Annotated in this window: 9 protein-coding genes; 7 read left to right on the top strand and 2 right to left on the bottom strand. The window is 56.3% G+C overall.

Translation table 11 applies throughout. The features are described from left to right. Positions 1 to 371: 371 nt before the first annotated feature. The 4 genes from dnaA to gyrB all read left to right on the top strand — a co-directional run bounded on the left by dnaA (position 372) and on the right by gyrB (position 7,057). Positions 372 to 1,865 carry a chromosomal replication initiator protein DnaA gene (gene dnaA, locus SIB88_RS00895; RefSeq protein WP_412559391.1) on the top strand — a complete coding sequence of 498 codons (1,494 nt, stop codon included), beginning with the start codon at positions 372 to 374 and terminating at the stop codon, positions 1,863 to 1,865. 369 nt (positions 1,866 to 2,234) lie between these two features. After that, positions 2,235 to 3,353 carry a DNA polymerase III subunit beta gene (gene dnaN / locus SIB88_RS00890; protein ID WP_101246851.1) on the top strand — a complete coding sequence of 373 codons (1,119 nt, stop codon included), beginning with the start codon at positions 2,235 to 2,237 and terminating at the stop codon, positions 3,351 to 3,353. A gap of 64 nt (positions 3,354 to 3,417) precedes the next feature. Continuing rightward, positions 3,418 to 4,578 carry a DNA replication/repair protein RecF gene (recF, locus tag SIB88_RS00885; RefSeq protein WP_101247044.1) on the top strand — a complete coding sequence of 387 codons (1,161 nt, stop codon included), beginning with the start codon at positions 3,418 to 3,420 and terminating at the stop codon, positions 4,576 to 4,578. A 19-nt stretch (positions 4,579 to 4,597) separates the two neighbouring features. Beyond that, positions 4,598 to 7,057, top strand: coding sequence for a DNA topoisomerase (ATP-hydrolyzing) subunit B (gene gyrB / locus SIB88_RS00880; protein ID WP_101246852.1), 2,460 nt, complete (start codon positions 4,598 to 4,600; stop codon positions 7,055 to 7,057). 139 nt (positions 7,058 to 7,196) lie between these two features. Here the strand turns inward: gyrB and SIB88_RS00875 are convergent, their stop codons facing one another. Both SIB88_RS00875 and SIB88_RS00870 read right to left on the bottom strand, forming a co-directional pair. Next, on the bottom strand, positions 7,197 to 8,420 hold the full coding sequence (locus SIB88_RS00875; RefSeq protein ID WP_412559093.1) for a glycosyltransferase: 1,224 nt from the start codon (positions 8,418 to 8,420) through the stop codon (positions 7,197 to 7,199). Continuing rightward, positions 8,417 to 8,917: a MarR family winged helix-turn-helix transcriptional regulator gene (locus SIB88_RS00870; protein WP_114112240.1), complete on the bottom strand. Its 501-nt coding sequence runs from the start codon at positions 8,915 to 8,917 to the stop codon at positions 8,417 to 8,419. Before SIB88_RS00870 ends, SIB88_RS00875 begins: the two co-directional genes overlap by 4 nt. Before the next feature lie 327 nt (positions 8,918 to 9,244). On the opposite strand from SIB88_RS00870, the gene SIB88_RS00865 reads away from it, so the two are divergent. The 3 genes from SIB88_RS00865 to SIB88_RS00855 all read left to right on the top strand — a co-directional run bounded on the left by SIB88_RS00865 (position 9,245) and on the right by SIB88_RS00855 (position 13,537). Then, positions 9,245 to 11,035, top strand: coding sequence for a type I secretion system permease/ATPase (locus tag SIB88_RS00865; protein WP_101246855.1), 1,791 nt, complete (start codon positions 9,245 to 9,247; stop codon positions 11,033 to 11,035). Next, complete coding sequence (locus SIB88_RS00860) at positions 11,032 to 12,414, top strand: HlyD family type I secretion periplasmic adaptor subunit (protein ID WP_412559091.1); 1,383 nt, start codon at positions 11,032 to 11,034, stop codon at positions 12,412 to 12,414. The genes SIB88_RS00865 and SIB88_RS00860 overlap by 4 nt, the downstream gene beginning before the upstream one ends. A gap of 328 nt (positions 12,415 to 12,742) precedes the next feature. Next, positions 12,743 to 13,537 (top strand): calcium-binding protein, encoded by a 795-nt coding sequence (locus SIB88_RS00855; protein ID WP_101246857.1) that lies wholly within the window; start codon positions 12,743 to 12,745, stop codon positions 13,535 to 13,537. The last annotated feature ends 21 nt before the right edge of the window (positions 13,538 to 13,558 follow it).

Here is a 13,558-nt window from a genome sequence, read left to right as displayed (position 1 = left end):
AATCACCTTTTGTTCCTTGATTCCGCGGGTGCAAGAAACCGCAGAAAATAAGGAACGTTTTGGTGCCGAAATCCTTTTAACGTTCTGTTAAAGATCGCCTTGCCTGATGTGGGTCGCATCAGTACAGTGTTTGGACTTCGCAGGCCGCGCAAAGTGGCCCGTGACGAAGAACCAAAAACAAAAGGCGCGAGTACGCTTCCAGGATTTTGCGGAAGACCAGCGTGTTGATCACTACTGTGATGAACGCGGCACAGTACTATTTTGTCTTTTGCAGTCTTGAATGTGTTGAAATTGGGATATCGGGGAAGGTTCAAACAGTGCAGCACGCCGTGAGGGGAACGCAATCGGCACTCGGGCAGACCAGCGGGGGGATGCAGGGTGACCAGCAGGCAGCACTTGATGATCATACAGTCGCAATCTGGCAGGTCGTTCGTGAAAAGCTGCGCGCCGAATTCGGTGCCACAGCCTATCGCTACTGGCTTGAGCCGGTTGTCCTGATTGGTGTCGAGGCAGGTGTGGCGCGTCTTGGTGCGCCGACCCGTGCCATGCGCGACTGGGTAACCCAGCACTATCTCGACCGGATCCAGGCCTTCTGGCATGCCGAAGATGCCAATGTGCATTTCGTCGAAATCAACATCATCTCCGTTTCCAATGGCAATGCACCCGCCAATCAGGTTGACCCTGCCGCTTCCCCGGCATCGGGTTCTGCTGCGGGCGATGTATCCGCGACCAAACCGGCCGCCAAGGCCAAGCCGGGCGCTGGAAAAATCTCGGTCGCCGAGGCCCCCTGTCAGCCGCAGGCTGCCGGCCGCACGGCGATTGCCAGCATGTCCGATGACGGCATTTCTGCTGCCCTTGATCCGCGTTACACCTTCGACAATTTCGTGATCGGCAAGCCGAACGAATTTGCCTATGCCGCGGCGCGCCGTCTGGCCGAAGCCGAATCGGTGCCGTTCAACCCGCTGTTCCTGTATGGCGGTGTTGGTCTTGGTAAAACCCACCTGATGCATGCGATTGCCTGGCATATCCGCCGCACGCAGCCGCACCGCACGGTGATCTACCTGTCGGCGGAAAAATTCATGTATCGCTTCATCCGGGCGCTGCGTGACAAAAACACGGTCGATTTCAAGGACCAGTTCCGTTCGGTGGACGTTCTGATGGTCGATGATGTCCAGTTCATCTCGGGCAAGGACTCGACCCAGGAAGAATTCTTCCACACCTTTAACGCGCTGGTCGATCAGGGGCGCCAGATCATTGTTTCGGCTGACAAGTCGCCTTCTGATCTCGAAGATATCGAAGAGCGCCTGCGGTCGCGTCTGGGCTCCGGCCTTGTTGCCGATATTCACGCAACCACTTACGAGCTGCGTCTGGGCATTCTCGAATCCAAGGCCGAACGTCAGGGTGTCGAGCTGCCCCAGCGTGTCATGGAATTCCTCGCCCACAAGATCACGGCCAATGTGCGTGAGCTCGAAGGTGCGCTTAACCGCGTGATTGCCCATTCCCAGCTGGTCGGTCGTGAAATCAGCCTGGAAATGGTTCAGGACGTCCTGCATGACGTTCTGCGCGCATCTGAACGCCGGGTCTCCATCGAGGAAATCCAGAAACGCGTGGCTGAACATTTCAACATCAAGGTGTCGGACATGCATTCCGCCCGCCGTGCCCGTGCGGTTGCCCGCCCGCGTCAGGTGGCGATGTATCTGTCCAAACAGCTGACCACCCATTCCCTGCCGGAAATCGGTCGGAAATTCGGCGGGCGTGACCACACCACGGTCATGCATGCAGTGCGCAAGATCGAAGAACTGCACAGTTCCGATCCGTCACTTTCCGAAGATATCGATCTGCTGCGCCGGATGCTCGAAGGCTGATTGTTTCGGTGTCTGACCGATCTGGCATCGTGGATTTTCTTGATGCCTGTGCCATCGAATTTTGGTGCTGACGGGGCCGGACTCCGCATGGTTCGGTCGCCGGATTCCGGGTCGGAATGGCGGGTAAAATTCCCCCGAAATACATGAACAAAACTGCGAGTCGCGCAGTATGCGCCGCTTTGCGCGTTTCAGGCGTAAATTGGCGTGCCGACTCCTTTTATTTGCTTGGGTTTAAGCCGTAAAAATCCTTCGATTTCGTGTCATGCATGTTATAATGCGCCTTCCTTGCCCGAAAGGGTGGGGGTCAGGTGAGAAAACTGATTAAAAATCAATTTGTTAAACTAATACTGACAGACGGATAGGACGGGCATGAAGCTGACCATCGAACGCGCGGCTCTGTTGAAATCGCTGACCCATGTTCAAAGTGTTGTTGAACGACGCAACACCATCCCGATTCTGTCCAATATTTTGCTGCGGGCAGAGAATGATCGTCTTTCGCTGACGGCAACGGACATGGACCTTGAAGTGGTCGAAACCACCACGGCCGAGGTCTCCGAACCGGGCGCGACCACGACGCCTGCACATACCCTTTATGAAATCGTCCGCAAACTGCCCGAAGGTTCCCAGGTGCAGATCGCCTTGGAACCGGGTGCCGGTCGTCTGACTCTGGCTGCGGGCCGTTCGAAATTCAATCTGGCGGTTCTGCCGGTCGATGATTTCCCGGTCATGTCCGGTGGCGATCTTCCGGTCAGCTTCGGTCTTGCTGCTGCGGAACTGCGCGGCCTGATTGATCGCGCCGAGTTCGCGATCTCGACCGAAGAAACCCGTTACTATCTCAACGGCATCTATTTCCATGCCACCGACGCCGAAGGCACCAAGATCCTGCGTGCTGTTGCCACCGACGGTCACCGTCTGGCCCGGGTCGAGGCACCGCTGCCTGATGGTGCGGAAAACATGCCGGGCGTCATCGTGCCGCGCAAGACCGTTGGTGAATTGCGCAAACTGATCGAAGAAACCGGCGAAGCGGTCGATATCGCCCTGTCGGATACCAAAATCCGCTTCGGATTCGGCAATGCGATCCTGACCTCAAAGCTGATTGATGGCACCTTCCCCGATTACGAACGCGTCATTCCGTCGGGCAATGACAAGACCCTTGATATCGAATGCAAGGCCTTTGCCGATGCGGTTGACCGTGTTTCGGCGATCTCGATTGAAAAATCGCGTGCGGTCAAGGTCGTGCTGTCGGGGACGACCCTCACACTTTCGGCTTCAAGCCCCGAACACGGCACCGCGTCCGAGGAACTTGAAATCAACTACGATGCCGAGGACATCGAAATCGGCTTTAACTCGCGCTATCTGCTCGACATCGCCAAACAGGTCAAGGGCGATACCCTCAACCTTCTGATGTCGGATGGTTCAAGCCCGACGATCCTGCGTGATACCGACGACCTTTCGGCATTGTATGTTCTGATGCCGATGCGTGTGTGACGGTAAGCACGATTAAGCTGTGGCTGCTCTTGCCAATAACCTCATGCCAAAAGACGGTGCGTCCATGACAAACCGTCTTGCCGTTTCCCGCATCCAGCTCAGCGATTTTCGCTGTTACGAAAGCCTGCGTCTGGCCCTTAGTGGCGCGCCGGTTGTGCTGACGGGACCAAACGGGGCGGGCAAGACCAACCTGCTCGAAGCGGTATCCTTGCTGGCCCCGGGTGGCGGATTGCGCCGGGCCAAACTGGGCGATATCGCACGCAGCGTCCCGCCGGCGCCGAACGGGGCAACCCGGGCCTGGGCGGTTGCTGCGGAAATCGAAACCCCTGACGGGGTGTTTCAGGTCGGATCGGGTCTTGATCCCGCTGCCCTTGAACAGGGGCGCGAACGCCGGGCTGTCCGGATTGATGGTCAGTCCCAGCGTGGGCAGGCTGCCCTGGGGCGGGTCTGTGCTGCGGTCTGGCTGACGCCACAGATGGATCGTCTGTTTCTGGATGGGCCATCGGCACGTCGGCGCTTTCTGGATCGGCTGGTCTATGGCCTTGATCCCGATCACAGCAGCCGCGTTGCCGCCTATGAGCATTCCCTGCGCTCACGCGCCAAATTGCTCAAGGAAGGCAAGGGTGATGACAAATGGCTGGCCTCGATCGAAGATTCGATGGTCCGTCACGGCATTGCCGTTGCCGTGGCCCGGGCCGATCTTCTGGCCCGGTTAAGCCGGGCTGGCACCATGGCCATCGGGCCGTTTCCCGCCGCACGTCTGGCGCTGGCGGGGGATCTCGAAGACTGGCTGGAAAAATATCCGGCGATCGAGGTCGAAGACAGAATGCGGGCTGCATTGCGCGACGGACGTGCGCGTGATGCGACCTATGGCGGGGCAGTTGTCGGCCCGCAACGCAGTGATCTGCTGGTCTGGCACGATGCGAAGGGCCAGTCGGCGGATCAATGTTCCACCGGGGAACAAAAGGCGTTGTTGCTGTCGATTATCATGGCCAATACCCGCCTGCAAACCAAGGCACGCGGGGCTGGCCCGCTGCTGTTGCTTGACGAGGTGGTTGCGCATCTGGATGCAGAACGGCGCAAGCACCTGTTTGATGAAATCGTGGCGCTCGGCGTCCAGGCCTGGATGACAGGCACGGACCGGGCGCTGTTTGAAGGTTTGGACGGTCGTGCGCAATTCTTCCGTGTGGAGGATGCCACCCTGTCCCTGGAAACCACTCCGTGAATGCCGAGGTTGTGACGCTATGACCAACGAAACAGAAACTCCGAACACTGCCGAACCGGCACAGCAGGAGTACGGTGCAGAATCGATCAAGGTTCTCAAGGGCCTTGAAGCGGTGCGCAAACGCCCGGGCATGTATATCGGTGACACCGATGACGGAACCGGTTTGCACCACATGATCTACGAAGTCGTCGATAACGCGATTGACGAAGCCCTTGCCGGGCATTGCGATACTGTCTGGGTGCAGCTCAATGGCGATGGTTCCGCGACCATCCGCGATAACGGGCGCGGCATTCCGACCGACATGCACAAGGAAGAAGGCGTATCCGCCGCCGAGGTCATCATGACCCAGCTTCATGCCGGCGGTAAGTTCGACCAGAACTCGTATAAGGTTTCCGGTGGTCTGCACGGCGTGGGTGTGTCGGTTGTGAACGCGCTGTCGACCCTGCTTAAGTTGCGCATCTGGCGTAACGGCAAAGAACATTACATGGAATTTTCCGGTGGCGATGCGATCAAGCCGCTGGAAGTTGTCGGTGATGCCCCGCTGACCGAAGACGGAACGCCGCTTTCCGGTACCGAAGTCACCTTCTATCCGGATGGTGAAATCTTCACCCAGCTCGAATTCGATTTCGGCACCCTGGAACACCGCCTGCGCGAACTGGCCTTCCTGAACTCGGGCGTGATCCTGACCCTGCGTGATGAACGCCATGGCGATCCGGTCGAAACCAAACTGCATTACGAAGGCGGTATTCGCGCCTTTGTCGAATATCTTGACCGGAACAAGGCCCGCCAGATCGAAGAAGCCATCAGCATCGAAGGCGAAAAAGACGGCATCACCGTCGAAGTCGCCCTGCAATGGAATGACAGCTATCACGAACAGACGCTGTGCTTTACCAACAACATTCCCCAGCGTGATGGCGGAACGCACATGGCCGGCTTCCGTGCGGCCCTGACCCGTCAGATCAACAACTACGCCCAGGAAAGCGGCATCGCCAAGAAGGAAAAGGTTGCCCTGTCCGGTGATGATGCCCGCGAAGGTCTGTCTTGCGTGATTTCGGTCAAGGTTCCCGATCCGAAATTCTCCTCCCAGACCAAGGACAAGCTGGTCTCATCCGAAGTCCGTCCGGTTGTTGAAAACATCGTCAATGACAAGCTCCAGCAATGGCTTGAAGAACACCCGGCCGATGCCCGCAAGATCGTGACCAAGGTCGTCGAAGCTGCTTCTGCCCGCGAAGCCGCGCGCAAGGCCCGCGAACTGACGCGGCGCAAAGGTGCGCTTGATATCTCGTCGCTTCCGGGCAAGCTTGCCGACTGTCAGGAACGCGATGCGTCCAAAGCCGAACTGTTCATCGTGGAGGGTGATTCCGCAGGCGGATCGGCCAAACAGGGCCGTGAACGTGGTTTCCAGGCGATCCTGCCGCTGCGTGGTAAGATCCTGAACGTTGAACGCGCACGCTTTGACAAAATGCTTTCAAGTCAGGAAATCGGCACCCTGATTACCGCCATGGGCACCGGGATTGGCCGCGATGACTTCAACATCGAAAAAGCCCGCTATCACAAAATCATCATCATGACCGATGCTGACGTCGATGGCGCGCATATCCGGACCCTGCTTCTGACCTTCTTCTATCGTCAGATGCCTGAACTGATCGAGCGCGGCTATCTCTATATCGCACAGCCGCCGCTCTATCGCGCCAAGCGTGGTAACTCGGTCCAGTATCTCAAGGACGACCGCGAGATGGAACAATACCTGACCGCACAGGGCACCGAAGAAGCGGTTCTGACCCTTGACGGTGGTCAGCAACTTGCCGGGCCGGATCTGGTTCGGGTGGTTGAACTCTCGCGCAAGGCCAAAAGCCTCCTGGCGCCGCTGTCGATCAAACTGCCGATCTCGGTTCTTGAACAGGCAACCCTTGCCGGTGCGCTGAACCCGGCCCTGCTTGATGATGACAACAAACGTCTCGAAGCCGCCCAGATTCTCGCCAAACATCTCGACAGTCTCGAAGAAGATTTCGATCGTGGCTGGCAGGGTGAAGCACCGCTCGATGAAATTGTCATCTGGCGTATGTTGCGCGGTGTCGAACAGCGCCACGTGATTGACGGCAATATCCTGCGCTCGGCCGAAGCCCGCGCCATTGCCGGTATTCTGGGCGAATTGCGCGAACTGTTTGAAAAGGGCGCGGAATTCGTTGCCAAGGACAAGACCTGGAAGATCAACGGCCCGGTCGATCTGGTCAATGCGGTGATGGAATTCGGCCGTCGCGGCATCTCGGTCCAGCGCTATAAGGGTCTGGGTGAAATGAACCCGGATCAGCTGTGGGAAACCACGCTCGACCCGAATGTCCGCTCGCTCCTGCAGGTCAAGGTCGCGCACGCTGACGAGGCCGAAGAAGTCTTCTCGACCCTGATGGGCGACGTGGTCGAACCGCGCCGCGACTTCATCCAGTCCAACGCACTTAAGGTCGCAAACCTCGACGTGTAAGTGCGAGGATTAAGTCCACGATTAAAATCGTGACCTGACATCACAAAGCCGGAGAAGAAGGACACCCTTCATCTCCGGCTTTTGTGTTCCTGACTGGAGCGTAACCGGTATCGGCCAAGATGCATCCCCGAAAGATCAGTCACATTCGCTTCCTTGCACTCGGCCCCATGTCGGCGGAGACCATGCGTTCAAGCAGGCTGGTTTGTTTGTCGAGGCACAGTTCAAGGTCGAAGTGATCGATAATCGTTTTGCGGGCCTGTCCACGCATTCGGCCAAGATCATTTTGTCGGGTCAGGCAGAAGGCCATCTTTTCGGCCAGTGTGTCGCTGTCCCAAAAATCGGTAAAAAGTCCGTTTTGTCCATCGCGGATCACCTCCTGACAGGGGCCGGTGTCAGAGGCAATGACAGGGGCCCCGCACGCCATCGCTTCGAGCATCGACCAGGACAGCACAAACGGATATGTCAGATAAATATGGGCCGAGCTGATCTGATACATGCGGATCAGCTGGTTATGCGGGATCTGGCCAAGAAAATGAATGCGCGACCGATCGATCCCGGTTTCGTCTAACATGACATCACGCCATTTCCGGCCATCGGCGCGTGGCTGTCCGTAACTGATCCCGTCACCGCCGGCGACGACAAAAACAGCATCGGGGTTTTCGTTCGCAAGCTTTGCAGCTGCCCGCATGAACGTGGGAAAGCCGCGATATGGTTCAAGGTCGCGCGCGACATAGGTAATGACCTGATCGCCAGTGCCAAGCACCCTTCCATCGGGAAGCGTTAGCTTGGCGTTCGGGTTCGGGCGGCATCGACGGGTATCGACACCTTCATGGCAGACACCGATCTTGTGGTGATAGGCCACAGGAAAAGCCGATTTCTGCCAGCGTGTCGGGCTGATCGCCGCATCAAGCTGGTCAAGGGTGGCCAACTGTGCGGCATTTCGCAGACGAAGCTGGGTCCGCTTGGCCAGTGTTATGTCTTCATCTGGGGCAAAGCCGACGTCACGTCCTGTCGCGTGATAGTAATGTTCGCAATACCCGATCAGGGGTGTTTCGGGCAGGACATCACGGGCAAACATCATGCTGCCCCAGCCAATATGACCGTAAACGATGTCCGGTACGCCTTCCTCACGCACAAGGCTATCAAGCGTTTTGGCAGCCTTCAGGCCCACTTCCTGATGATATTGGGCAAAGGGCATGGCCGGTGGCGGTGGGGTGGCTGGTTGGCGCAGTGTCCGGATGCCGGGCAGTCGCACATTCATGGCTTCACACAGAAACGATACCTGCCATCCGGCATTGGCCAGATGACAGGCAAGATGTACAAACTGTCCAGGTCCATGACGATGAACGAGGACAATTTTCATCTTCTGTTTCGTGCCTCCTGAACAGCGACGGACCCGTTGACGGGAACACCCCCGTACCTGAGAGTCTGTGTCCAGAATTCTTCCAGCCTGCGCAAGGTACGCAACGCTGTTTCCATTTCCTGCTGGTCTTCAAGATTGCTGGTCAGGGCGTCGTGATATTCCTCGTGGAGTTCATGCAATGCCTGACAAAGTTCATGACCCTTTGCCGTCAGTTTCAGACGTGCAGATCGCCTGTCGCGTGCCATGACCTGTCGTTCGACATAGCCAGATTCAGCAAGCTGTTTGAGATTATAAGACGCGTTTGAACCCATATAGTGGCCGCGATCCAAAAGATCGCGCACCGAGAGTTCGTCTTCGCCAATGTTAAAAAGCAGCGCCACTTGCGCCGGGCTGATGTCATCCTTTCCGAGTCGGATAAGATCTACCCGTAACAAATCCGCAAACCGCCGATATATCCGCTCGACGGTATTTGCCAGTTCAAGATGCGTGACGGTCATAACTTTCGATCCGTTATCTGGTCCCAAGCGAGAGTTGATGCCAGGGAAGGTTTTCCCGGACACAATTTTCGTGTTGGGGAAGATAACAAGACGTTGTTCTTGAACAATTTTCCAGAACGCCTTTTACTTCCCACAGTTTGCTCGTTTTTCAGAAGTAATTCCAAAGTATTTTTATTTTTGAATTACTTCCGTTGTTAATGTTTTTACATTGTCCAATCGTCAACATGAGATCGACATATTTGATTTTATTGTAGATCATCATGCCATCGCAACTATGTGATTAGATTGCGGAAAAACTATGACTTTTGCTTAATTGGATGATTTTCGATGCAATTTGGCCGTAAAAAGCTGGCAAAACATGCCGCTTCCAAGGATGCACGACCAGAACTTGATGCAAGGTCCGTCATTCGTGAAGCCCGATTCACCTTTGTTCGCGGATTGGGCTGGGCCGGCGTAATGAGCGGCTTCATCAATATCCTTCAACTGACCGTGCCGCTTTTCATGCTGCAGGTCCATGATCGCGTGATCAACAGCCAAAGCACCGACACGCTGATCCTGTTATTGGTGATCGCGATCGGGGCCATCATCCTGTATGGCATTCTTGATTTCCTGCGCGCGCTTGTGTTCCAGGAAATGGCAAAGTCACTTTTGCGTCGCCTGAACCTGCCGGCGATTTCGGCGGCCATGCGGGTGGCCCTTGAAAAAGGATCCCTGCACGGAACCCAGGTGCTGCGGGACCTGTCCGATTTGCGCAACTTCATCACCGGCACCACCATCGCCGCCCCGCTTGAGGCCATCTGGTCGCCGATCTTCCTGTTTGTGATGTTTGCACTGCATCCCTATTACGGGATTGCCGGTCTGGTGGCGGTCTTGACCCTGATCGGGCTGAGCCTGTTGGGGGACCTGATGGTCCGTCAGGTCACCAAGGAAGGAACCGACGCCAATCTGCGCAATATCGGTGATATCGGATCGACCGTCTCGAATGCCGAGGTGATCGAAGCAATGGGCATGATGCCTGCCTTGGCCCTGCGCTGGCGGCAGGCCCAAATCCATGCGAGCGAGCTGCTTGATGTCGGCAATATGCGCAGCAAGGGGATGTATTCCGTTACGCGTTCAGCGCGCTTTGGAATGCAAATCATCGTGCTGGCCATGGGCGCCTATCTTGTCATTCTGGGCGAAACCACACCGGGTGCGATGATCGGCGGCACGGTGATTATGGGACGGCTGTTGTTGCCGTTCGATAATGTCACGCGTGATTGGCGGGCCTGGGTCGGGGCATTTTCATCCTGGAAACGCATCCGATCGATGCTCGAAGAAAGCCAGTCTGAACGTGAAATCAAACCCACCCCGCGCTCCGAAGGCCCGCTGATTGTTGATAATCTGGTTTATGCCGCACCGGGTTCAAATGTACCGGTTCTGCGCGGAATCAGTTTCGAGCTCGCCCCGGGTGACATCCTTGGTGTTGTCGGGCCATCGGCGGCGGGCAAATCGACCCTGTCACGGTTGCTGGTTGGCGCGTCAAAACCTGCAAATGGCGGTGTCTATCTTGACGGGCATAATGCCTATTTATGGGAACGTGGATCGTTTGGCGACATGGTCGGCTATTTGCCGCAATCGGTGTCGCTTTTGAATGGCACCATTCGCGACAATATCAGTCGCATGCGTGACGCCAACCCCCGCAAGGTGATCGAGGCCGCCCGCGCGGCGGGTGTTCATGAGATGATCGGGCGGTTGCCGCTGGGCTATGACACGCCGATTGGTGCCGGGCGCCATACGCTATCGGGTGGCCAGCAACAGCGCATTGCATTGGCGCGCGCACTTTATGGCTGGCCGCGGCTTCTGGTTCTTGATGAACCCAATGCCAACCTTGATGCCGAAGGCGAAGCATCGCTGATCCGTGCTGTACGCCAGGCCGCCGATTCCGGGGCCATGGTGGTTCTGATCGCCCATCGTCAAAGTATCATGCAATACGCGACCAAGCTTCTGGTGATGCAGGACGGGCGGGTCAAACAGTTTGGCGAACGAACAGACGTGATCCGCAATCTTTCCAATGAAAATGACGATATCAAAAGCCTGCCTTCGGTCAAACGTAAGCAGGAAAACGGAGGTGCGGCATGAACCGTGTCATTAACCTTGATGAAGGCGGGGCAACGATCCCGGCCGAGGAGCCCCAAGTCGCCTGGCACCAGATTCTGTCCGAAGAACGCGAAGCATCACGCCAAAGCCTGCGCAAGCCGATCATGGCCGGTCTCGCCGTAATCATTCTGGGATTTGGCGGTTTCCTGACCTGGGGTTTTACCGCCGAACTTGATAGTGCGGCTGTGGCGACCGGGTCGGTGATTGTCGATTCCAAAAAGAAGGTCGTTAATCACTATGAAGGCGGCATCCTGAAAAAGCTTCTGGTCGAAGAGGGCGAGAAAGTCAAAGCAGGTCAGGTATTGGCGCTTCTGGATGGAACGCGCAGCGAGGCCGAACTGGGTCAGTTGCGGGGTGAACGTTATGGCCTGATGGCAAAGCTTGCGCGATTGCGCGCCGAACAGCGTGGTCTGCAAAACATCACTTTCCCGCAGGAACTCATGGCCAGTGAGGATGATTATGTCGACGACATCCTGCGTGACGAGGAGCGCCTGTTTGCCAAACGTAACGAGGTCTATGCAGCCAAACGCGATGCCCAGGCCAAACAGATCGATCAATTCGAAGCCGAAGCCCAGGCACTCGATTCGCAAATCAAAGCCCGTACCCGTCAGGAAAAGCTTGTCGCCGAGCAGCTGAAAGGGATCCGTGAACTGGCCGAGAAGGGCTTTGCCACCCGAACCCAACTGGTCGAGATTGAAAACAACTGGTCGGATCTGGTCGGCGATATGGGCGAATTCAAGGCCCAAAAAGCCGCCGCACAGCAGCAAAAGGCCGAAGCCGAGATCAATCTGGCTTCAATCGAAATGGAATGGCAAAGCGATATTGCGACCGAAATTCAGGAAGCCCAGCTTGCGCTGAATGATGTCACCCAACGCATGCGCGCCAGCACGGACGTCCTGAACCGGCTTGAGGTAAAAGCACCACAGGCAGGAACGGTCGCCAACATTCAGATCAGAACGCCGGGCGGTGTGATCAGTCCGGCTGAACCGATCATGGATATCATTCCCGAAGATGAACCATTGGTGATCGAAGCACGCATCAACCGACAGGACATCGACTCGGTTCAGGTCGGCTCAAAGGCGCAAATACGACTGACCGCCTATAGTCAGCGCCGATTAGCTCCCCTGAATGGCGAGGTACGCTATGTCGCGCCCGACCAAACCGTCGATGAACAGCGCGATGCGTCCTATTACATCGTGCGTGCGGCCATCGATCCGGCGGAACTTGCCCGGCATGAAGATATCAAACTGCGCCCGGGCATGCCTGCGAACATTCTGGTTTTGAAAACACCGCGCAAGGCAATCGATTATCTGGTCGATCCGATCGTTCAGAGCATGGACAAGGCCTTCCGAGAAGAGTGATTCCTCCCCGCGTGATGCGGAACTGGGGTCAATCCGGCAGAAAACCGGGATTGACCCTTTTCTTTGCAAGTATAGATCAAATTTTGAATTAAATAATAAGTAAAATAAAAACAGTATTTATCGAATATATGCAATCAATATCGAAGTAAGTCATAATGTTGACAAAATAAAATCACAACAATACCCTCCAGTAGATAAGTAAAAAAATGTAGGGTTTTCTGAGTGGCCGTTATCCGCGGGGCTCAGACCGCCCTGAGGGAACGGCCATCCTCTCGCGAGGGAAACATCCCCGCGATGTCATTAATGTTGGGACACGAAGGAGGATTACATGGCAACTCTCGAAGGCGGCGCCTTTGATGATGCGCTTCTCGGATCTCGTTTCAGTGACGTCATCTTTGGACGTGGCGGAGACGACACAATCTTCGGACAAGGTGATGACGACGTTCTGTTCGGCGAAGAAGGCGATGATGCCTTGTTCGGCGGATCAGGCGACGATGTCGCCATTGGTGGCGAAGGTGATGATCTTCTGTTTGGTGGGTCGGGCGTCGATGCACTGATCGGAGGTGCCGGGAGCGACCTGCTGTCAGGTGGCTCTGGCGATGACGTTCTGTCAGGTGGATCGGGTGACGATATCATGCTTGGCGGATCAGGTGACGATGTGCTCGACGGCGGTTCTGGCGATGACGTCATGATCGGCGGCGGTGGCGACGATATCATGCTCGGCGGTGCCGGTGATGATGTCATGCTTGGCGGTTCTGGAAACGATGTTCTCCAGGGCGGTGAAGGTGACGACGTTCTCTTGGGCGGTGCCGGGGATGATGTCCTCGAAGGCGGTGCAGGGGACGATGTTCTGTCCGGCGGTTCCGGCGCAGACACCTTTGTCTTCTCCGGGGGTGGCGGCAACGATGTCGTGCTCGACTTCCAGGCTGGCGAGGACATGCTTTCCATTAGCAGCAATATCAACGACACCGGCATTGAAACCGCCGATGACGTTGCTGCACGTGCAACGCAAGTTGGCGCCAATACTGTCATCGACCTTGGGAATGGTGATTCCATTACCCTTAACAATGTCGATGCAGAAGACATCCAGGACGATCCGGACAGCTTCTTTAGCGTTCAGTAATCCAATATGGGCGTCCGCAGC

Origin of the sequence: Thalassospira sp. MIT121401 (assembly GCF_047125595.1) — a bacterium.
Lineage (GTDB): Bacteria > Pseudomonadota > Alphaproteobacteria > Rhodospirillales > Thalassospiraceae > Thalassospira > Thalassospira povalilytica.
This window is presented reverse-complemented; position numbering and strand designations above follow the sequence as displayed.